The 22,513-nt window shown below is 35.8% G+C and carries 21 protein-coding genes; 8 read left to right on the top strand and 13 right to left on the bottom strand.

From position 1 onward, the window contains the following. Nucleotides 1-113: 113 nt before the first annotated feature. The 6 genes from ACPUVN_RS18975 (at nt 114) to yrfG (ending at nt 8,089) form a co-directional block, all read left to right on the top strand. Nucleotides 114-1,295, top strand: coding sequence for a M14-type cytosolic carboxypeptidase (locus tag ACPUVN_RS18975; RefSeq protein WP_426369646.1), 1,182 nt, complete (start codon nt 114-116; stop codon nt 1,293-1,295). A gap of 55 nt (nt 1,296-1,350) precedes the next feature. Beyond that, nucleotides 1,351-2,544: a M14 family metallopeptidase gene (locus ACPUVN_RS18970; protein WP_426369645.1), complete on the top strand. Its 1,194-nt coding sequence runs from the start codon at nt 1,351-1,353 to the stop codon at nt 2,542-2,544. Nucleotides 2,545-2,648: 104 nt separating this feature from the next. After that, a complete protein-coding gene (locus tag ACPUVN_RS18965) occupies nt 2,649-3,191 on the top strand; it encodes an RNA polymerase sigma factor (protein ID WP_426369644.1) in 543 nt (180 codons plus the stop codon). After that, on the top strand, nt 3,188-4,189 hold the full coding sequence (locus tag ACPUVN_RS18960; protein WP_426369643.1) for a FecR family protein: 1,002 nt from the start codon (nt 3,188-3,190) through the stop codon (nt 4,187-4,189). The genes ACPUVN_RS18965 and ACPUVN_RS18960 overlap by 4 nt, the downstream gene beginning before the upstream one ends. A 12-nt stretch (nt 4,190-4,201) precedes the next feature. Further along, the gene (locus ACPUVN_RS18955) at nt 4,202-7,318 is read left to right on the top strand and encodes a TonB-dependent receptor (RefSeq protein ID WP_426369642.1); all 3,117 of its coding nucleotides are present in this window, start codon (nt 4,202-4,204) and stop codon (nt 7,316-7,318) included. Between the two features lie 90 nt (nt 7,319-7,408). After that, nucleotides 7,409-8,089 carry a GMP/IMP nucleotidase gene (yrfG, locus tag ACPUVN_RS18950; protein ID WP_426369641.1) on the top strand — a complete coding sequence of 227 codons (681 nt, stop codon included), beginning with the start codon at nt 7,409-7,411 and terminating at the stop codon, nt 8,087-8,089. A gap of 26 nt (nt 8,090-8,115) precedes the next feature. On the opposite strand, the gene ACPUVN_RS18945 is transcribed toward yrfG, so the two are convergent. The 12 genes from ACPUVN_RS18945 to gspC form a co-directional block, all read right to left on the bottom strand. Beyond that, nucleotides 8,116-8,862, bottom strand: coding sequence for a type II secretion system protein N (locus ACPUVN_RS18945; protein ID WP_426358766.1), 747 nt, complete (start codon nt 8,860-8,862; stop codon nt 8,116-8,118). Continuing rightward, nucleotides 8,862-9,332, bottom strand: coding sequence for a type II secretion system protein GspM (gene gspM, locus ACPUVN_RS18940; RefSeq protein ID WP_426358767.1), 471 nt, complete (start codon nt 9,330-9,332; stop codon nt 8,862-8,864). The genes ACPUVN_RS18945 and gspM overlap by 1 nt, the downstream gene beginning before the upstream one ends. Beyond that, a complete protein-coding gene (gene gspL, locus ACPUVN_RS18935; protein ID WP_426358768.1) occupies nt 9,332-10,630 on the bottom strand; it encodes a type II secretion system protein GspL in 1,299 nt (432 codons plus the stop codon). Before gspL ends, gspM begins: the two co-directional genes overlap by 1 nt. After that, the gene (gene gspK, locus ACPUVN_RS18930) at nt 10,630-11,715 is read right to left on the bottom strand and encodes a type II secretion system minor pseudopilin GspK (RefSeq protein WP_426358769.1); all 1,086 of its coding nucleotides are present in this window, start codon (nt 11,713-11,715) and stop codon (nt 10,630-10,632) included. Before gspK ends, gspL begins: the two co-directional genes overlap by 1 nt. Nucleotides 11,716-11,722: 7 nt before the next feature. Continuing rightward, nucleotides 11,723-12,358: a type II secretion system minor pseudopilin GspJ gene (gene gspJ / locus ACPUVN_RS18925; RefSeq protein ID WP_426358770.1), complete on the bottom strand. Its 636-nt coding sequence runs from the start codon at nt 12,356-12,358 to the stop codon at nt 11,723-11,725. After that, nucleotides 12,358-12,750: a type II secretion system minor pseudopilin GspI gene (gene gspI / locus ACPUVN_RS18920; RefSeq protein WP_426358771.1), complete on the bottom strand. Its 393-nt coding sequence runs from the start codon at nt 12,748-12,750 to the stop codon at nt 12,358-12,360. Before gspI ends, gspJ begins: the two co-directional genes overlap by 1 nt. Further along, entirely contained in the window at nt 12,743-13,369 is a 627-nt protein-coding gene (gene gspH, locus ACPUVN_RS18915) for a type II secretion system minor pseudopilin GspH (protein WP_426358772.1), read from the bottom strand. The genes gspI and gspH overlap by 8 nt, the downstream gene beginning before the upstream one ends. A gap of 20 nt (nt 13,370-13,389) precedes the next feature. After that, a complete protein-coding gene (gene gspG, locus ACPUVN_RS18910) occupies nt 13,390-13,857 on the bottom strand; it encodes a type II secretion system major pseudopilin GspG (protein ID WP_426369640.1) in 468 nt (155 codons plus the stop codon). Nucleotides 13,858-13,915: 58 nt separating this feature from the next. Further along, nucleotides 13,916-15,139 carry a type II secretion system inner membrane protein GspF gene (gspF, locus tag ACPUVN_RS18905; RefSeq protein ID WP_426358773.1) on the bottom strand — a complete coding sequence of 408 codons (1,224 nt, stop codon included), beginning with the start codon at nt 15,137-15,139 and terminating at the stop codon, nt 13,916-13,918. A gap of 14 nt (nt 15,140-15,153) precedes the next feature. Continuing rightward, complete coding sequence (gene gspE / locus ACPUVN_RS18900) at nt 15,154-16,689, bottom strand: type II secretion system ATPase GspE (RefSeq protein WP_426358774.1); 1,536 nt, start codon at nt 16,687-16,689, stop codon at nt 15,154-15,156. Between the two features lie 5 nt (nt 16,690-16,694). Beyond that, complete coding sequence (gene gspD, locus ACPUVN_RS18895) at nt 16,695-18,791, bottom strand: type II secretion system secretin GspD (protein ID WP_426358775.1); 2,097 nt, start codon at nt 18,789-18,791, stop codon at nt 16,695-16,697. Between the two features lie 68 nt (nt 18,792-18,859). Beyond that, complete coding sequence (gene gspC / locus ACPUVN_RS18890; protein WP_426369639.1) at nt 18,860-19,807, bottom strand: type II secretion system protein GspC; 948 nt, start codon at nt 19,805-19,807, stop codon at nt 18,860-18,862. A 498-nt stretch (nt 19,808-20,305) separates the two neighbouring features. Here gspC and hslR point away from each other — a divergent pair, with 498 nt between their 5' ends. Further along, the gene (gene hslR, locus ACPUVN_RS18885) at nt 20,306-20,713 is read left to right on the top strand and encodes a ribosome-associated heat shock protein Hsp15 (RefSeq protein ID WP_426369638.1); all 408 of its coding nucleotides are present in this window, start codon (nt 20,306-20,308) and stop codon (nt 20,711-20,713) included. A 3-nt stretch (nt 20,714-20,716) separates the two neighbouring features. Then, a complete protein-coding gene (hslO, locus tag ACPUVN_RS18880) occupies nt 20,717-21,586 on the top strand; it encodes an Hsp33 family molecular chaperone HslO (RefSeq protein WP_426358778.1) in 870 nt (289 codons plus the stop codon). A gap of 169 nt (nt 21,587-21,755) precedes the next feature. Here the strand turns inward: hslO and ACPUVN_RS18875 are convergent, their stop codons facing one another. Continuing rightward, a complete protein-coding gene (locus ACPUVN_RS18875; RefSeq protein ID WP_426358779.1) occupies nt 21,756-22,508 on the bottom strand; it encodes a TIGR04219 family outer membrane beta-barrel protein in 753 nt (250 codons plus the stop codon). Nucleotides 22,509-22,513 lie beyond the last annotated feature (5 nt).

Raw genomic sequence — 22,513 nt, 5'->3', positions numbered from 1 at the left:
TATACTAAGCGGACGAATGATTCGTTCTGTTTAGTATTAGAATGATGCGACTCAACTAGGTTAGCTTAATTGAGTCGTATTCACTTCACTTATTAAATTATAAAGATGAAACCATGAAAAAATCTCCCCTTATCTATTTCTTATTATTATCAAGTTTCTTTCTAACCTCCTGCAAATCAAATCAAATTGTATCGAATAATAATGTACAAACCTGTAGTACAGGCAATGTTCGTTTAACGGCTGATTTTGATAGTGGGCGGATGGATGAGTGTACATTAGTTGCAGAAAACGAATATTTAATCACCCTTATTCCAGAGAACACACCAATTAATTCAAGCCCTTGGTATGCTTTTAAAGTAGAAGCAGATCAAAGCACAGATATTACTATTACCTTAAAAGTTCGTGGTCATAAACATAGATACATGCCTAAAGTTAGCCTTGATGGTAAAAAATGGCAACGTCAACAATATAAATTAGAAGATGGCCGTTTAACAATGAAGCTAACCGCTTCAACACAACCTGTCACTATTGCCGCACAAGAGATCATCAATAATCAATACTATATAGACTGGGCAAAAAAATTAACGGCTAATAGTAAGGCATCTCATAGCTTACTAGGTAATTCGACTCAAGGGCGCCCTATTTATAAAATAGAACACAGAAATGCAAAAACTAAAGAATGGTTAGTTATATTAGGAAGACAGCATCCACCTGAAATTACAGGTGCATTAGCTTTATTTCCTTTTGTTGAAACCTTATTAGCGAAAAGCGAGTTAAGTAACCATTATTTAAATAACTACAATATTTTAATCATTCCCAACATTAATCCTGATGGTGTGTACGCTGGAAATTGGCGACATAATATTAAAGGCGTTGATTTAAATAGAGACTGGAAAAACTTTAATCAAGTTGAAACTAAACAAATTAATGAATATTTAGAGCAATTAGTGGCGCAAGGGCAAAAAGTTTCTTTTGCTGTTGATTTCCACTCAACTCACAAAGATATTTTTTATACTATGCCTGTAAGTTATGGCCTCGAAAAACCTTACCTCGTCAAACATTGGCTATTATCACTTGATGACGAAACGGCTAATTTTGACGTTATTATGCAACCTGGAAGTAATTCAAATAAAGGGGTCTCAAAACAGTATTTTGCCGATAAATATAATGTGCATGCGATTACCTATGAAATGGGAGATAACACCAATAGAGATGATATTTCACATATAGCTCACAAGGCTGCAACAACATTAATGAGCACAATGTTATCTAAAAAAAATCATAATATTGAATAATGATTTTGATACCCGCTTGCTTTTAAGCCATTACTTTTATTATTTGGAAACTTATATGTTTAAGTCAGTAAAAATTTCTATATTAGCTTTAATTCCTTTGCTAATTGTAGGATGCCATTCAATTAATGAACCTGTAAGTTTCATCTCAAATAATGACTGTGAAACTCATGGTGTAATCATTACCAAAGATTTCGAAGCTGGACGATTTAATACCTGTAAAGTCATTAATGAAAACCATATCGAGTTATCTTTATCGCCTGAAAATATTCCTATTATGGCAACCCCGTGGTATGCATTTAAAGTAGAGTCGACAGAGAAAAAGTCTATAGATGTTACTTTACATTATTTGCATCATAAACATAGATACAGCCCTAAAATATCACAAGATTTACAATCATGGACCTTACTAGATGAAGATAAAGTAAGTATAAGTGAAGATAATAAACAAGTTACATTATCGCTAACATTAAATGATAAGCCTTTATGGATAGCATCCCACTCTATAATAGATAACTCATTTTATAATGATTGGTTAGCAAAGTTTAGTCACACAGCGAGTAACATAAATGTACAAGAAATCGGAAAAAGTGAGCAAAGTAGATCATTAGTTGAGTTATCGTCTTTTGCTGGTGAATTAGAGCCGACTATTATTCTATTAGGCCGACAACATCCGCCAGAAATTACAGGAGTGATAGCGTTACAGTCTTTTGTTGATCGGATTTTTGAAAACGATAAATTAGCACGAATTTTTCGTCAAAACTTTAATGTATTAATTTATCCGAATATCAATCCAGATGGCGTTGCATTAGGTAATTGGAGAAGCAATAGCAAGGGTAAAGACTTAAACAGAGATTGGGGACCTTTTAACGAGAAAGAAACTCAACAAGTTATCAAAGCTATTGAAAACAAAACAAGTACAAGTTCAGTTTGGGGAATGTTAGATTTTCACACTACATGGTCAGATTTACTTTATACTCAAACAGAGCAACAACCGAGTCGTTTCCCTGAATTTACTAAAGATTGGATACACGCATTAAATAATAGTGATGCTCCTATCAAATTTGAGCATAAACAAACCCATAGACCAAGCTCACCTACAACAAAACAATATTTTTATGAGCGATATAAAATACCTGCCATCACTTTTGAGTTGGGAGAAAATAGTGACTTTGAAGATATAAAAATATCATCCACTATTGCAGCAGAAAAATACATGCAACAACTATTAGTACGAAAACAGGCACAATAAAATGTCAAAAATACAAGACTGATTACCAATTATGTCTTTAGGAATTATAGAGTTAATTAAAAGATGAACTCATGTATAGAAGAAATTTAAATACTAGGTGAACTATGTCTGTTGTATATATCACACAATGTAAAGACAGGAAAAACAACTTATTAGAGTCATTAATTGATAAATACGAATCTGATATTATGCGATTTTTACGTGTAAGACTGGCATTAGAAGCAGACAGAGACGATATTATTCAAGATTTAATGATCCGCTTGCTTCGAATTGAAAATTTAGAAGAGAAGCTGATGATGGAAGGTTCAAATGCTAAAAGTTACTTACTGTCTATTGCGGCTAATTTAGTTAAAGATCTTTACCGACGCAAACTAGGTCGCGGTGAACAATCAGATGATGCTTTAGCCAACACAATTCTAGACAATGGAAACCCTGAACAAATTTTGTCTCACCAACAAACATTAACAAAAGTAAGCCAAGTATTAGAGTCTGTAAAACCTATTCAAAAAGAAGCTTTTTTATTGAATAGACTAGAAAATAAATCTTACCGACAAATTAGTGAAGAAATGGGTGTGTCTGTCAGTACCATTGAGCGTCATATTTCTAAAGTGTTATTAGCGCTTAGATTAAAGGTAGTAAAAAAATGAATTTACATAAAAATACGGCTCAAAGGGTTCAAGCTCAAGCAGCCCACTATATCACTAGACTCTATTCTGGAGAGTTGACGGAACAAGAAGAGAATCAAGTATATCAATGGCTTGAGGAGAGTGATGACAACAAAGAAGAATATCAACGTCAACTTGAGCTGTGGGACTCTTCATCTGATTTAATTTTACCTACACAAAAGACAGAACATAAACTTTTTACCATGACATTTTTTAATCGGTACACATCTATTGCTGCAACCGCATTAATTGCCATGACATTATTCATCGTAAGTATTACACAGGTAACACAAGCACCATCAATTGTTTATAAAACAAAAATTGGTGAAATGGAAAATATAACCTTAAGTGATAAATCTGTTATTACCCTCAACACAAACAGTGAAATAAAAGTCACGTTAACGAAAGAAGCAAGAAAAGTAGACCTGATTTCAGGTGAAGCGTTCTTTATTGTAACAAGTAATAAAGAACGACCTTTTATCGTCACTTCGGGCGGACAAGAAATTACCGTGGTTGGAACGCAATTCAACGTGCATAAAATGCAAACTAGTATCGAAGTTGCTGTAATTGAAGGTATCGTTCAGGTAAAGAAAAAACTAAAGATTCACTCTAGAAGCAAGTTAAAACCTATGGCACAAGATAAATACCTATTAGAAAAAGGTAACATAGGTACATTTAATTCTGCAGCAGAAATCATCATGCCGATCAATAACGATAAGTTGGCAAAGAAAACGAGCTGGAGAAATGGTTTACTCATATTTAAAGATGAAAGCTTACAAACCGTCATTAATGAATTAAATCGATATAGACAAAATAAAATCGAGTTAAAAGGAAAAGAGACTCAAGCATTAAAAATTAGTGGGGCATTTGATTTTACACAAAAAGAGCAAGTTATTAGTGGTCTACTTCAAACACTACCAATAAAGATGATAAATGAAGGTGATAAGATTATTTTAACAAGTAACAACAGCGGTAATTAAAGTTAGTTATTAATGATGTGTATTAAAAACAAAGCTATTTCTACTATCAGAATCATTTCATTATTGTTGTTTATTACTTCTATTTTTAGTATGAAGAATGCTTATTCGACCGCTATTTATTCAGCAAAAAATATTGTCGCCGTCGATATTCCAGCCCAATACACTAAAGATGCCTTATTAAATTTAGCCCTAAATCATAATGTACAAATAATTTTTTCACCTAATGTTGTTGGCGAGTTACTCTCGCCAGAAATTAAAGGCTCCATGTCTGTTGATCAAGCAATTAAATTAATTATAGATGAGAACCCTCTAAAATTAATTCGACTGTCGAATACGTCATATATTATTCAACGTAAAAAAAGATTGCTTGCTAAAGCGACTTTTACTGCTCCAAAAATAAAAACTGTAAAAAAAGCCTCTCATATAAAAAAATTAGAACGCATAAATATTGTAGGTAGCCATATTAAAGGAAGTGAATTATCAAAACATGTATCAACTCGCATACTCGATAAAGCATTTGTATTTTCTACAGGTGCTGTTAACGGGGAAGAATTGTTAAGACAAATACCTCAAATAGGTGAAATATCTTTTAATAATGAACGTGCAATTGGTAGCATGAATGACGCTAGAGGTGATGTGTCATCTATAAATTTACGCGGTATTGGTACAGGCTATACATTAACATTACTCAATGGTCGCCGTTTAGTACAACATCCAGGTACACAAACAGAAAACTTTGTTCCAGTAAGTACCGCCAATATAAATACATTACCCATTAAGAGCTTAGATCGCGTTGAAGTATTGTTAGGCGGCGGTACTGCGCTTTATGGTAGCGATGCAGTTGCCGGTGTCGTTAATTATATTATTGATAATAACATACCCCAAAATGAGTTCTCGGTGAACTATGGCGGCGATCAAAATACAAATTTTGATCAATTAAATATCGCTGGGCAGAAAAGCTTCGCATTTAATCAAGACAATTCTCTCGCGAATGTCTCACTTAACTACTATCAACGCAATGGTATTATGGCCGATGAATTACCTAATGCAGAATCAGAAGATAGACGACAGGCAGATCAGATACCCGATGAGTTTCTTTTTGACAGTCAATTAGATAATAGAAGCTCGTATACACCATGGGCTGAATTTCAACACCCGACAGACGGCATTGTACATATTCAACCTATAACACTTGGGAATTGTACGTTAACTATTTCTGAGTCAATTTGCTCTGCTTTAGGGGAGACACCTGCCGACTTAAAGTTTGACCGCACTGCTTACAGAACAATGACATCAGACGTGAAAAGAATTAACTTTCATGGCTATTTTTCTCACTTATTAAGTAATGAAGTTGAATTATTTTCTGATACTTACCTTTACCATGCTAAAACTGAGCGCACACGTGAGCAAGCACCCAATCTCAATATTCAACGTTTTACCATTGCCAAAACCGCAGCTTATAATCCTTTTGATGAAGAATTAATATTACAGCGTTATCGACCAGTAGATACAGGATTGAGAGAGATATCTGTTGTTAATAACAGTAGTAGAGTTTTACTTGGTGCTAAAGGATTGTGGTTTAACTGGGATTGGGAAAGTGCGTTGTTATATTCAAATGCACAAACTATTGATACCGCTAAAAATAGAATTAATGCCACGGCATTTCAACAGGCTATTAATGAGGAAGATCCTTCATTGGCCTATAATTTATTTAATGGCGGTAGTCTTGAGTTTCCTAACTCTATTGATTCAACTATCAACTCTCAGCAGGTTATTGACAAATTCTTGGTCAACATTAATAGAACCTCAAACACATCTTTAATGCAATTAGATACTAAATGGTCAAACCCTGAAGTGTATGCATTAAAAAATGGTTATATAGAGATTGCTACAGGTATCGAATTACGTCGTGAAACATTCTCCGATGACAGAGATGAACTACTAGATGGAAGTACTCCTTTTATTGATAACGTAACAGGTATAACTTTAAGTCAGAGCAATGTATTAGGTAGTAGTTATACTTTAGATTCTAAAGGAGATAGAAATATTGTAAGTACCTACTTTGATTCATATATTCCTTTATTTAAAAATACTTCGGCTCAGTTAGCATTTAGATATGAAAACTATTCAGATATAGGTAATGTTGCTAAAGCAAAAGTCGCTATAACATCAAAAATCAATCAATACTTACTTTTGAGATCTTCTTGGGCGAATGGCTTTAGAGCCCCTAATTTACCCCAGATAGCAGAAGAAGGCGTATCTCGATTTAACTTTATATATGATCCCACTCTTAACTCTACTTATGGCATCAGTGAAATTCGTTTTGGCAATGAGGATCTAAAACCAGAAGACAATGTAAATCTGTCTTTTGGAAGTGATATCTCTCTTTCAAAAAATATAAATTTATCGATCGATTGGTGGAAAATAAAACAAAGAAATGTCATTGGGATTACCCCTGCAAGCACAGTCTTATTATATGATGGCTTATTTAGTGGAACTAAAGGTAAATCAAGTAATATTACACGTGATGAATTTGGAAATGTTGTTTCAATAACGAACCAATATACTAACTTAAGTTCACGAAAAGTGTCTGGTATTGATTATAACGCCACCTTTAAATATGAATCTAACTTGGGACTATTTTCAGCAAATTTAAATATAGCGCAACTTTTAGAGTTCCAACAAGGTGCAGACCCCATTAGTGCTGAGATATTGAAAGAAGTAGAAAAAGAAAACCCTAATATCCCATCAAATACAATCCTCCCTAATATTGGTAACTTGTTAAATAATAATGGTCGACCGTCATTAAGAATAAACCAGACACTTGATTGGCGTCTTAACAATATTGGAGCAGGGTTAACTTACAATTACATCAGTAAATTTAATGATAGAAGTGTTCAAAGTTTAACTGGAGGCTTACTCCCTATCTCTGATTATCATACTTATAGCGCATACATTAGTTATAGTGCTTTTAATAAAATGTTAAACACTAAAACAAAAATAGTTTTGGGTATTAAAAATATAACGAATCAGCTCCCCCCCATTGCAGATGAAAGCTTTGGTTATTTCTCTAGTGTACATTCAAATATAGGGCGCTATGTATACATAGATATGTCTATAAAAATTTAAAGAGCTGAGGTTAATTATTATTAAGGCGTGTTAAATAGTTATATATGGTTGATAATAAACACCTCAACTACGCAATATAACTTTATTTATATGATTAATTGGTCCGAAATAGAAACTGTGCTTCTGGACATGGATGGCACCATACTCGACCTACACTATGACAATCATTTTTGGCTTCATCATCTTCCTCTTAGATATAGCGAATCTGCTCAAATAAGTCTAGATGAAGCACAACAAAAATTAATGGGCCATTACGAAAGAGTATTTGGCACAATTGACTGGTACTGCCTAGATTACTGGGCTGAGCAAACAAAACTGCCGATTACTGATTTAAAAAGAGAAGTGCAACATCTTATTAAATTGCGTGATGACGCTCATCATTTTTTAGTTGCTCTAAAAGAAAGCGGACGAAAAGTGATACTAGTAACGAATGCGCATCCAAATAGTTTGTCATTAAAAATTGAACGTACCCAACTCGATAAATATTTTGATACTTTATATTCAACACATGAGTTTGGTGTTACTAAAGAGTCACAATTATTGTGGGAAAGATTACAAGCTAAAGAAGGTTTTGAATTAGAAAGCACATTATTTGTTGATGATAGCTTGCCAATTTTAGCATCGGCGCAGCAATATGGTATCGGGCATTTACTGGCGATTACAAATCCTGACAGTAAAAAAGCGGACAATGTGATCACACAATATCCTGCTATTTCAAACTATGATGTACTTTTAGAAGAAATAAAAGCACATCCAGTTTTAAGTAACTAGGCTAATTTTAGCTATAGACTTAACCACTAAAAGTTAAGTTTATAGCGACCGCCTTCTGGCTTACCAAGGAAAGGTAAAGCTTCTTTTAATATGGTGGGAAATTTACTACCCGGTTCGATATAACCACTACCTGAAATGCGTTGCGGTGAATAAACGTAAGCACTAAAAGTTAAGCCTAAGTTGTTTTTAGGATCAAAAGAAAATTTAGCGATACCCTTTTCACATGCTAGCTTGCCACTTAACGTTCCTAGGTTAATTTTTTCGTCTAGGGCTTTTATACTCGCTTTTTCCCATTTAACTGTTCCATTTAGCGCTTCACAGGCAGGTTTCCCCATCACAAATGTATCTAATTGAACATCTAAAAACTGTTGCGCTGTGAGCGGAATAGGTAATTCATCTCTTAACAATTGAGCAATATCATTCGCAGGCATAAAGACTTTAGTATTGCTAACTTCAATATCGCCAAGTAGATGACTTAGTGTAGCTTCACCTTCGGGTCCGTCAAATAATGCGCCACCAAACTTAGTATCAACACTCACATTAAGCATCAATAAAGCCAGTAAGTTAACATCAGTTGTTACTTCGTTAATGCTGTAACCATCAATAACAATACGCTTAATTTTTGCTTGCCAAATAGTACCTTTAACACCTTGTAATGAAACATTTTTAGGCAATGATATTTTATTAACTACCCATTGCGCTGGTACTTGCGACACCATAAAAAACAGATAAGCTAAAATAAATATTAGCGCACCTAAAACCCACTTTTTCATTAACTTCTTCCTAATTGCAAACGTCTTACTTTAACAACACCTGCTTGCTCAGCATGGGCAATATCTATAGCTTTTACTTTTACGCCTTCTTTCTGCGATAAATGTTCTAACCAATTTAATAAATTGTCGAAAGGTACTTCATCAATCCATACTTGTATGCTTTCACCTTGTGGTTGCATACGTGCAATTTCAATATTGTTACGTCCAGCAGTTTGATTAACTAAGCTCGATAAACTGGTATTCCGATTATTAGAGGCATTAGCACCTGCTGCACTTTTGTATATGACTGTGCTTTTTTGTATCCAGGTTAATAACTCTTGCTGACGTTCAACTTTTTTAGTTGCCGCTTCAATGTTATTAGTTAGGGGGGCCCAAATAGCGCTATATAAAATGAAAAATAGTACAACACTTCCCATCGCTATCACTAAGCGTTGTTCTCGTATATTAAGCTCTAACCAACGTTCTTTCATTATCGACTCCCTTTAGACGTAATAACAAATGAACCTGATACTTGATCGCCCAAGTTATTTTGCGCACCTTGATTAACATTTAAGGATTGCTTTTCTAAACCTACTTTTAATTTTTCGAACGACTGGTAATCTTTTGATATTGCTTGAATTCTTAATTCACTTCTTTTGGCATCGTATTTCATTGATTCAGGCTTTAATGCGGTAACCTCACTAAAAGCGGGTTGAACATTGTTTAGCATGGTGAGGAAATCAGCTTGAGATGCTGAACCGCCCACTTCTGATAACTTACGATTAAGCTGAGATTTAATGGTTGATATGCGTACGCGTTTGGTTTCAGGAAACGTGTCTTTATATACTTTGATTATTTCAGTTTCGATGGCGGCATTTTGGTTATTTAATTTAATTAACTCTGCACCTTTTAATGCAACATTCATCACTAAAGCAATACCTGCAATACTCGCTACCCATAACCAGTTGCTGTAATTAGCAGAGCGTTTATCTTTAACTTGAAATTCACCTTGAAGTAAATTAAAAAACTTAAGATCAACATGCTGAGCCAGTAAAACTAGCGGTAATTCTTCTGGCATTGCATTAATGGTAATACCTGGAGAGTCTGGTAATTCTGCATAAGCATTTATTGAAGTCGTTGGTAAAGGTGCTAACTCATCACTAGCTGTTTCACTGTCATCTTGATCTTCAGTATCAGAAGCTACTTCAACTTTATTTGCCCACTGATGATTGATTAACGCCCAAACATTAGCTTCAACAACTAACGCTTGCCATGGTCCTTGTCTGAGGAGTATTTGGTTATTTAACGTAACTGCACTCCAAGGCCCTTCACTAACGCTTTTGTTAAAAGGTAAAGCTAAAACGTCAGGAATAAGAATTTTACATTTAATGTCAGCATCTTCTAACCAGAGTAACCAACGTTTTAGTTGCTCTCTATCAACCGCTGCAGCAAAGCAATTATTTTCATCTTGGTCTTTCGCTAAATTAGCGTAAGCAAAAAATAATGACTCTACATCTTGTGCCAGTTCATCTTCTAACATGTAAGGCGCAGCTGCTGTTATAGCGCGCGCCGACTTACCTGGAACCTTCAAGCGTTTTAAGGCAATTTCACTTGCGGGAATAAAGCCGACAACTTTACGCTGAGCTGCTTTTTCAGTTAAGTGAGAGAGATCGCTTGCGTGATTGAGATCACCACTAGCAATAACTTCGTTTTCTTGGTTCGACCATATCAACCATTGAATGGGATCATGAGCTTTGCAGCCCAGTCGAATAAAAAGAGTTTCTAACATTAGTCACGTCCTATGGTGCGGCTAATAATATTAATTTGATTGTTTTGTTCAACTTTCATAATACTGTTTAAAAAGAAATAACTGTCGTTAAATGTGGTTTTAGTTTTTAATTTAAAGTATTCACTATCAACAACAAGCTGATTTTTCATTTCATCTTCTATTTGTATTGCACTTAATTGAGGTAAGGCAAAAACATCATCTATTGTTTGATAACCTTCTTCACCTCGACCAGAAATAATATCGTTTGCAACATCTTCGGTTACATCAAGTAAAGCACTTAATAACGCAGAATGTTCTGTATCTATGGTATTAACGTTAATCTGATTTAAATTTGAGTTAGGTATAACGCATACGTAAGGCTTTAACTCCTCAATAATGTCTCGAGTAAAATGCGCTACTGTACGTAATTCATTTAAGCTTCCTAAGAAACCATTTGCGGCTAAATATGGATATTCTAATGATGAGTAGTCATTGTCTTCAGCGCCACCATTATTGGTGATAATGTCATTATCGTCTAACCAATCGGTTAACGCATCAACCATATCTTTGGCTTCAAAACTGCTGACATTTTCAATTCCAATCGCTAATATTAAGCGCTCTAACGCTGCAGCAGCTATATTATCATTACTGGTTGCTGCTGTAGTGGTTTTTGATGTAGTTGAGTCGCTATCCGAATCGCTGTCTGTATCTGTTAATAACGACGGAGTTGTTGTATTTGCCGAAGAAACCACAGCACTACCGCCTTCAGCTCGCAAAGCGTTTAAATTGAAACACGACTGTAAATCAGTGATCTCACCTGTTATATCGCCATATTCGACTGGATAAGAATTTTCACCTTGTGCCCATAACTGGCCTAAATGAGTAACTGTTTCTTCGCCATCAAACGACAAAGTTAATATGCGCTTTGTAAACGCTTCTGCTCCCATCGCATACCAATAGGCTTGCTGGTTCGATTCAATATTAATACTTCGTTGTAGTTGCAGCTGTAATTTTGCTGTCATTTGCGTAGCAAGAATTGACGCTAAAGCGACAACTAACATAACTGTAATTAACGCCACACCTCGATGACACGATAGTTTTTTCATGTCATCCTCAATTGGTAAGTGCTGTTGCGGATTCAATACCCGTAAGTAAGAATTTACGCTTAATTAAACCGAACTCTTGGGTATCAAGTTCTATCGAGATTGCACTAGGTAAGTCATTACCTTCGTATGCTTTGTTCCACTTTTTATTAAAATAATACTCAAAACTTATGTCGTTAACACCGGTGAGTAACTTTCTTATTTTAGGCTCTTCACTTAAGCTGGCATCAACAAAGTTAAAATGAATACGCTCTAAGGTTTCTTCATTAACTAGATAAGCAACCGACTGCATATCTCCACGAGGTAATAATAACCCTGGATTTGTCCAGCCACTGCGAACAAAACCAATAGATTGCGAGGTAGATTCATAGTTACTGCCATCGGTATGAAGAAAGTTACTTAACGGGCTATCACCGGCTAAACGTAAACTACGTCGAGATATTTGTAAAAAATCGCGTTCGATAATAATAAAAGCACGTTGAATATCATTCATGCTTTCTATTCTTTTAGATGACTTTGCTTCACTGGTAATAACCGTGTCGAATAAGCTAAAGCTCGCCAAGCTTATAATCGCAAATATTGAAATCGCCACGAGTACTTCAAGTAGAGTAAAACCTTTAGTTTTAGTGATAACAGAATGGTTCACTATGAACCTTCCTTAACAACGTATGTAGATAGGCTAGTTAATGAAGACTTTGCTGTTTGATCTAAACGAATTTCGATAGTCACTTGGCTCATGTTCTCATCATTAGTTTTAGCAATTTTTTGTAGCCAAAACCATTCACGACCTGCAAATTCTTCTTTGCCTTTTTTATTATTTTTAAGTGGCCACGTTTTATCTAACGACACTTCCACTAGTTGGTTAGAAGCCACCCAGTTCGCTATCATTTTTGTTTCGAGTAGACTTAGGCTTCTAAAGTGTGTGCTGGTACTCGACACTAAAGCAACACCGGCTATAGCAAAAATAGCCATAGCGAGCATCACTTCTATTAGCGTAAAGCCTTTAGTTTTTATTCGCTTACTCAACGATTTATTCATCAAAAAGTGGGCCTTCAATAGTTAATGGCGTTGTATATAAGCCACTCACCATATAGCTGATGTAAGAGTCAGCATCAAACCTTTCGGTTAATTGAAAACGTAAAGTAAAAGGCGTTAAATCACCACCCGATAAAATATAAACTTGTGGAGTTAGCTTTTCCTCTTCTTCATCAAGTTCAGAGCCCGAAAATTCTAAATCGCTTTCTTCATTCTCTTCATGCAGAACATTGATCAGAGGTATTTCATCTAAAGGTAAGTCGTCTAAGGTTAAAATGATGGTGACGGTTTCAGGTAAGGCATAAGGTGCTAAAAATGGCGTGTCTGATGTTTTTACCCAAGTTTCACCGTCAAAAGCTAAAAACTGATAAGTATTCTCTTGAATCATTAGGCCTAACTCAATGTTATTTAACATTGAGTATTCGGCAGCAGTATTAAATATTGCGCTAAAACGTTGGCTTTCTTTATTCAGTAATTTGTCAGGATCATTACCATTAAAAGTAAATTGCACCGCAGACGCCATTAAGCCAATTAAAACAATCACTACCATAACCTCAATTAAGGTAAAGCCTGTGAGTGACTGTTTTTTAGGAGCTTGCTTGGCCAATGTTCTAAGATGCATGAGCAAAATAACTTAACGACTTATTGGAAGTCAGATAAGTTCCAGTTACCAATATCGTCTTCAGTACCGGCTTCGCCATCTTGACCCATTGAAAACACGTCATATTTACTATTTTCACCTGGGTATAATAATTGGTATTCGTTGCCCCACGGGTCATTTGGAAGACGCTTAACATAGCCTTCTTCAGGAAAACGACGCGGTAAAGGCTCTACATCTGTTTCAACCGTTAAAGCTTCTAAACCTTGCTCTGTAGTTGGGTAATCGTAGTTGTCTAACTTGTACATGCTTAATGACGTTTCTAATGCATTAATGTCTGATACAGCTTTTTGCATATTTGCGCGATCTTGGCTACCTAATAAGTTAGGAACAACCATACTTGCAAGTACACCTAAAATTACGATAACAACCATAACCTCTAACAAGGTAAAACCGCTGGCTTTGTTTAATGATTTAACTGAAGATTTTGATGAGTGTTGGAATGTTTTCATTTTTATTTCCTGATTTATGTCTGTAATAATTTGATTTGAAAAAATGTTACGATATTTTTTAACTACCGATCAATGTGTTTAACTGTAATATGGGTTGTAATATCGCCATTACAATAAATAACACGACCCCTGCCATTGAAACCATTAATGCAGGTTCAAAAGCTTTGAGTGAAATATTCACTAAAGATTCAAACTCTCTATCTTGGTTATCAGCGGCTCTGCCTAACATGTGTTCAAGTTGTCCACTTTTTTCACCACTGGCGATCATATGAAGCATCATCGGCGGAAATAATTTCGTTTGCTCTAAAGAAACGCGAAGACTTGTACCTTCTCTAACTTTATCAGAAGCTTCTTTTACTCTGCGTTTAATATATAAGTTATCAAGTACTTCGCCAGCAATTGTCATACTTTCTAATAAAGGTACGGCACTCGCGGTTAATATACTTAATGTACGAGCAAAACGGGCGGTATTGAGCCCTTTTGAAACTTTACCTATACCTGGAAGCCTTATAATACGTTCGTGAGCTTTAAACCTAAATGCTGGCTTTTGCATTAATCGTGAAAATCCGATTATGGCGCCAACAATTAATATGACAATAAATAAACCATAAGATTGCAAAAAATCACTGCTACTTATTAAAAATCGTGTCGTGCCAGGTAAGTTTGCACCTAAATGCTCGAACTGTCCTACAATTTTAGGTACAACAGCTGTTAATAGAATAGAGATAACACCAACCGCCACAACGGTCATGATCACAGGATAAACTAACGCTTGAATCATTTGAGAACGTAAATGCTGACGTTGTTCAGTGTAATCAGCTAAGCGATTAAGTACTTTGTCTAAATGTCCTGATTTTTCACCTGCGGCAACCATAGCGCGAAATAAGTGGTTAAATACATGAGGAAATTCAGACATACTTTCAGCCAAACCGTAACCTTCAGTTACCTTGGTTCGAACCGCCATCATCATACTTTTCAATGCATTTTTATCACATTGCTCAGCTACAGCCATTAACGCTTCTTCAAGCGGTAAGCCTGACTCTGAAAGAGTCGCCAGTTGTCGTGTTATTAACGCGAGTTCTGATGCGGATATTTTTTTAGCTGCACCAAAGCCACCTTTGGTTGAAGACTTGTTTTTTCTTTGTAAGCTCGGGGTAACTTCAGTGGGCATTAAGCCTTTGTCACGCAGCAAGCTTCGTACTTGTCTGGGAGTATCGCCTTCAATAACACCTTTTTTGGTTTTACCACGGCTGTCAACGGCTTGATAATCAAATGCTGCCATAGAATATTTTTACCTTATCCTTCTCTCGTAACACGTAAAACTTCTTCAAGTGTTGTTAAACCTAACATCACTTTATTAAAGCCGTCACGTCGAATACTACGGGTGCTTTTACGGATAAATTTCTCAATAGCCTGTTCACCTTGGCCATTATGAATAAGCTCGCGCACGGTATCGTCTACATATAATAATTCATGAATACCTGTTCGGCCTTTATAACCTTTCATATTACATTCAATACAACCTACAGCTCTATAAATAGGTTTGGTATTACCTTCAGGTAAATCAAGTAGCTTTTGTTCTTCTTCATTCGGTAAATGGCTTTCACGACAATGAGGACATAAGGTTCTCACTAAGCGCTGCGCTAACACACCCAATAAACTTGATGATAGAAGAAAAGGTTCAACACCCATATCTTCCATACGTGTTATTGCACCAGCTGCTGAGTTTGTATGAAGTGTTGATAAAACTAAGTGACCCGTTAAACTCGCTTGTACTGATATTTGCGCAGTTTCTAAATCTCGAATTTCACCTACCATAACTACATCAGGATCTTGTCGTAAGATAGCACGTAAACCACGAGCAAATGTCATGTCTACTTTAGTATTTACTTGAGTTTGTCCAATGCCTTCAATTGCGAATTCAATTGGATCTTCTACTGTTAGAATATTGCGCTCTTTGCTATCGATTTGCGATAAACCTGCATAAAGCGTGGTACTTTTACCAGAACCTGTAGGGCCTGTTACAAGAATAATTCCGTGAGGTTTTTCGATAAGCGTTGAAAAATGTTCGCGTGTGTCTTCTGCCATACCTAAATCAATAAGATTTAAGCGCGCTGCGTTTTTATCTAATAAACGTAATACAACACGTTCACCATGGCCTGTAGGCATAGTTGATACACGTACATCAACAGCACGGCCACCAATTTTTAATGAAATACGACCATCTTGCGGGATACGCTTCTCGGCGATATCAAGTTTAGCCATAACCTTGATACGAGAAACCAATAAAGACGCTAGCTGTTTATTTGGTTTTAATACTTCGCGTAAAACACCATCAACACGGAAACGTATTTGTAAGGTATTTTCGAAAGTTTCTATATGAATATCCGACGCTCTTTCTTTAATCGCTTCACTTAACATAGCGTTAATGAGTTTGATAATTGGCGCGTCGTCTTCGTTTTCGAGTAAATCTTCGCTTTCTGTTATTTCATCAGCAATTGAGTATAAGTTAACTTCGTTACCTATATCTTCCATCATCTGTTTAGCTTCAGATGAATCTCTTTGATAAGCGATGGTTAACGCAAGTTCAAACTCAGGAGCGCTTTCTACTTTTACTGTAAAAGGCGCTTGAAGTGCTCGGCGCACTTCTAACAAAATATCAGCTTTAACATTTTCTAAACAATGTAGTACGTAACCATCATCATTTTGTGTAATAAGCACGCTATGGCGCTTAGCAAAACCAAAAGGGAGCTGATGAGGTTCAAGTACAAATTCTTCTTCAGCTTCAACAGTAGATGCAGCTAAACCTGCTTGTTCTTCAAGTTCATTCATTACTATTATTCTTTTATCAGTTCTAAAGTGCTTACGTCATCTGTTTTGTTGATGTATTCATCAAAAGAAGGTGGTAACTCAAGCGAGTCATTCCATTTAGGAAGTAATGGTAATTTTTCGTTGTCCATTAAGTCTAAACCGTCTTCTCTTTTACGCATTTCATCAGCACGAATATAGTTGTATTTGTCTTGACTGATTTTATCCATGCTTTCGCCATCACGAATAATCGTCGGCTTTAAAAATACCATTAAGTTACGTTTACGCTTTGTATTACTTGTTGATCTGAATAAGGCACCGATGAATGGAAGATCACCTAACAAGGGTACTTTCTGAACACTTTCTTGTACGTCTTCATCAATTAAGCCACCTAAAACAATGGTTCTACCACTGTCTGCCATAATGGTGGTTTTAATTTCACGTTTGTTGATAGAGATATCTACGCCCGTTGCACCACTTACTGATGAAACTTCTTGCTCGATAGTAAGTTGTACAGCACTACCTTCATTTACTTGCGGTGTTATTTTTAATTTAATACCTACTTCTTGACGGTCAACAGTTTGGAATGGATTACTGTTACCAGAGCCTGTAGCTGAACCTGTAATAATAGGTACTTCTTGCCCAACTAAGAAATAAGCTTCTTCGTTATCGAGTGTAGTAATACTTGGTGTTGCTAGGATATTAGAGTTGGTGTCTGTGCTCGCTGCTTGAAGAATTGCACCAATATCACCTCTTAAAATACCGGTAACCAAACCACTTGCTGAACCTAGCACTTCACTTAAAAGAGTGTAATCACCGTCAACATCATTTTCGTTATATTGATCACTTATAAGATTACCTGTTTCTGATGAATATACGGCAGGAACAACATCACCTTCAGTCGTTTGAGCAGCATAAACACCTGCAGCAACAGAACTTAATGACGCTGAATTATTCGTAAACTGTGTAAAGCCTGCGCTAGGTGAAAACCACTGAATACCTAAGCTAACACCATCTGATTCAAAAACTTCCACGATAATGGCTTCAACATGTACTTGAGCTCTACGGATATCTAATTGACGAATAACCGCTTCAAGTGAGCGAAGCATGTCGGGTTCTGCTGTAATAACAAGGGTGTTGGTATCATCATGAGAATCAATACTGATATCACGCGATGACGTATTACGTGAAGATGTCTTACTTGTAGTTTTACCTTCTGACTCGATTGATTTACTGACACCTTCAAGCACTTTGACTAAGTCTTCTGCTTTAGCATATTTCAAATAATAAACACGAGTATTACCGTTTGTTTCAAGTTCACTATCTAAGCGCGCGATTAATTTAGCAATACGCTTACGCGCTTGTGATTCACCGCTAACAATAACGCTATTAGTTCTATCGTCAGCAACAATTTTTGGAATTAAGAACGTTGGCGTACCCGCTTTACCATCAGTACTTTTGCTCATGGCTTCAATAATTCGCACCATTTCACCTGCTGATGCATATTGAAGTTTAATAATCTGCACATCTTGATCACCGGCTTTATCAACACGTTCAATTACAGTAACTAAACGATTAACCGTTGCCGCAGTACCTGTTAATAAAATTACGTTTGCAGGGTCATAGTTAACTACATTACCACCACCAGATTGATCTGATAGTTGGCGTAATAAAGGTACTAATTCGCGTACCGTTACATTTTTAACTTCAACTACGCGAGTAACCATTTGGTCACCTACGCCTGGGTTTTCATCACCAACCACTGGAATGGAAGAGGTTTTAGCATCTTTGTTACGAATAACTTTGACGATATTATTTTCCATTTCAACCGCAGCAAAACCATAAACTTCTAATACGTTAAGGAAAACTTGATAGTACTGCTCTTCAGTTAAAGCATCGTAACTACGTAGATTAACTTTACCTCTAACATTAGGATCAACCACCATGGTTTTATTAAGGTTTTTACCCACGATGTTAATAAACTCTACTATCTCAGTATTTTTGAAGTTAGGAGAATAGCTAGCAGCCTGAACTTGCGTACAGAATAAAAAGAGATTGAATAAAACAGCTGCGCTAAAGAATGTGAAAGCTTTTTTAAATAAAGGCGTAGTTGAATTCTTACGCATGGAAAATACCTCATTTGTCATTTCTATTTTATCCATCAATTTTGCTGAGCAATTTAATTATCTGAAGATTAGTTAATACTAAAAAGTATTTCCGTAATATCATCATTTCTTTTTACTAAGAGTGAAAGTTCTTGTTCTTGTTTTAATGCTTTTAATGCTTGTGCGGCTTCACTAGGTTGGCTTAAATCGAAACCATTCATTTGAATAGCAACATCACCACTTTTTAAACCTGATGTTTTGAAAAACTCTGGATTTTTCCCTGGCATTAAACGGTACCCGATAATTTGGCCATCTTCACGCTTAGGTGAGATTTTTAAGTAATCAGTAATCTTCCCAGGGTCTTCATTAATATCGTCTCTTAAGTTCTGAGCTTGTGTAGTCAGCGCCTCATTTGATCTATTATCGATACGCGTATTTTCAGCGTTATCTTTTATAGGACCTTCTCTAGCGGCATTTGGTTTCCGCGAAGCGCTATTATTTTTCCTTGTAGAGTCATTATAGTCAAAACCATCAAGCATCAAGGTTTCTAATCTGCCTGAATGTCGAATATGTACTCTATCGTTATAAACTTTCTTAAGAACAGCTCGTGTACCGTTAATGGTTTCATCAATCGCGTAAATTTCTTGTACGCCATTTTTTTGAATAATGGCTGCTGATCTTGCTTCTACATCACTGGCAGCAACACCTGTTAATGTAAGTTTTAAATTAGTTTCCGGTGCATCTTCAATGTCTTCTTCTTTATCAACCGCAGCAGACTGATTATATTCACCAAATAAATTAAGGGATTTCACATCAGATAAATTATAACTTGCGGAAGCATTTTTACTTTGGGAAAAAACAGCGTTTGAAGTGTTTGGATTATGCTGAGGTAAATCATCTAAAAATAACCAAGTAAGTTTTGATAATAGATAGGCGATATAAATTAATATGAATAAGCCAAGAATCTTAGCGATTTTAGCATGAGGTAATTTTAATAAGGTTTCCGCGATAGGCGAAAGACTATGAGATAACTGCATTATATTCTTACACTAGGATAACTGAAACTGCATATTTATGATGATACGTGAGCAAAGTCTTTGCAACAAGCCATCTACACAGATTGTAACTATTAATTATTACTAAATTAAGACAAATACTTAAGAAGACTTAACTCTCGCATTAACCTAACGTAATAAGCCATTGATTTAACAAATATAGCACAAAATATACGGTACATGATAACTGACTCAATTACTTTACTTATCTTTAATTAATTTCTAGGTATTTTACTGAAAAGCGATGGTTTGACTTGATATACGTAAAACACCCTCAATAACATGGATACTTAAACATCATTCTTAAGTCAGTAATGATTGTTTACGCGGCCTTTACACGCTAAAAAGTAGAGAATAAATGAGTGGTATGATACCTTGCGCGCAATTAGAAATAACCCGTTATAAGGTTAAGTAATTGAATTATATAGCAAAATTTCATATATTATTCACTTAGCTAAATTTAAAAGAATTGAGATTATTATGGATCAAAATAATAAAACACAAGAAAATTTATCTGCCCGATTAGATAAATGGCTTTGGGCTGCTCGATTTTACAAAACACGTGCAATAGCTAAACAAATGATCGATGGCGGTAAAGTTTTTTACAACGGCCAAAGAAGCAAATCAAGTAAAGCAGTTAACATTGGCGATCTAATAAGAATTAGACAAGGCTATGAAGACAAAGAAGTACTTGTAATAGCTATTGCAGAAAGACGAAAAGACGCTACTTTTGCTCAAACTTTATATCAAGAAACTGACGCCAGTATAGAAGTGAGAGAGAAAAACAGTTTAGCGCGCCAGCAAGGTATTTTACTCAGCCCTGCAAGCGATACCAAACCCGATAAAAAACAGCGTCGTAAGCTAAGAGAATTTAAAGAGAGGATTTAAACGATGACCATCAAAGCAGACGTTCTTAATCGTTACTTATTTGACAACATGCACGTTCGTGGTGAACTTGTACAATTACACAAAACCTACAAAGACATTATTGCCCTACACGACTACCCAAAAGGTGTGAGTGAATTATTAGGTGAATTAGTCGCAGCAACATGCTTATTAACCGCTACCTTAAAGTTTGATGGTGAAATTGCCGTTCAACTACAAGGCGACGGACCTATTGGCTACTTAGCAGTAAACGGTAATCATAAACAAGAAATGCGCGCTATTGCCCGTTCATTTGACGATGTAACGGGCAGTGGTTTAAAAGAGATTGTGGGTAAAGGTACAATGGTAATTACCATTCGCCCTACTAAAGGCGAACCTTACCAAGGCGTTGTAGCTTTAGAAAAAGACACTTTAGCTGAATGTTTAGCGCATTACTTTGAAGTGTCTGAGCAAATCCCAACAAAAATTTGGTTATTTATCGATGAAGCTAATCAGCAAGTTGCTGGAAGTTTAATTCAATTATTACCTGATGCTGATACCAAAGAAAACCAGTTAGCTGATTACGAACACTTATGTCAGCTAACGAATACGATTAAAGCAGAAGAAATATTTACGTTAAAAGCTGAAGATTTACTGTACCGCTTATATCATCAAGAAGAAGTTAGATTATTTGAACCACAAGCAGTGTCTTATCAATGTAGTTGTGGCCAACAGAAGTGTATAAATGCTATTGCTCAAATAGATCCTGCAGAGCTTAAAAGTATTATTGAAGAGCAAGGTAAAGTGTCTATGACGTGTGATTATTGTAGAACCACTTATGATTTCGACGAAGCTAAACTTGCATTATTCTTAACTGATGACGACCAAAGCCATTAGCTACTAACTATTAGATATTAACTATTAGATATTAACTATTAGATATAAAAGTTTAACGAGTTCATAAATTTAAAAAATAAAAAGGGGCTGAATATTCAGCCCCTTTTTTGTGTCTATTGATTGTTTGTTCACAAGTAACGTAAACAAATAACCGTCAGCGTTATCTCACTTAAAAGTGAACAATTGCGCCAGCAAATACACCTTTAAAATCTAAGTTAGAATGTAAGTTATCTAAGTCATCAATTTCAAGTTGAACAGCGCGGTAACCTAAAGTTAAATCAACATCTACAGCTAGGTTATCAATTAATTCGTAGCTTACACCCACTTGAAAGTCATAAAGGGTGTGATCACCTATTGATAAGAAGTTACCTTCACCGAATACGTTAAAACCTGTAAAAGGTAAGCCAATATTAGTGTAAGCATAAAGCATAGGTACAATACCTGAAGCGCTTAATGTTCCTGAGCTTTTGCCTTCTTGACTTAATGTGATGTCTGTATCGAAATCACGGCCAGTAATACCAAAATCAATTGATACAAGATCGTTATCAAAAATTTCGTAATAAAGCGTGTAATCTGTGTAAGTTAGATCAAACTTAGTTGCTACTTCAGAAGTACTATCATAAGTTTCACCTCTGAAATCAATACTACTTGAAAGCGTAGTAATACCATCGGTATCTAGTGATGTACGCGCAACCTTAATATTTGGAATTAATGGTAACGGATGTTCAAAAGCTACGTAAAAACTACCTTGCTCTTGATCATCTAAATTAAAATCAGCTTGGTTATTACCACTATCACCAAACGTTCCTGATGCTTCCGTTGCCCATATTTGTCCGCCAACGTACAAGCCTAATAACGTATCAGCTTGAACAGAAGTTGATATAGCTGCCGATAAAGCTGTCGCTAAAAGTATTTTTTTCATGTTTT

This window comes from Pseudocolwellia antarctica (assembly GCF_049933045.1).
Taxonomy (GTDB): Bacteria; Pseudomonadota; Gammaproteobacteria; order Enterobacterales; family Alteromonadaceae; genus Pseudocolwellia.
This window is presented reverse-complemented; position numbering and strand designations above follow the sequence as displayed.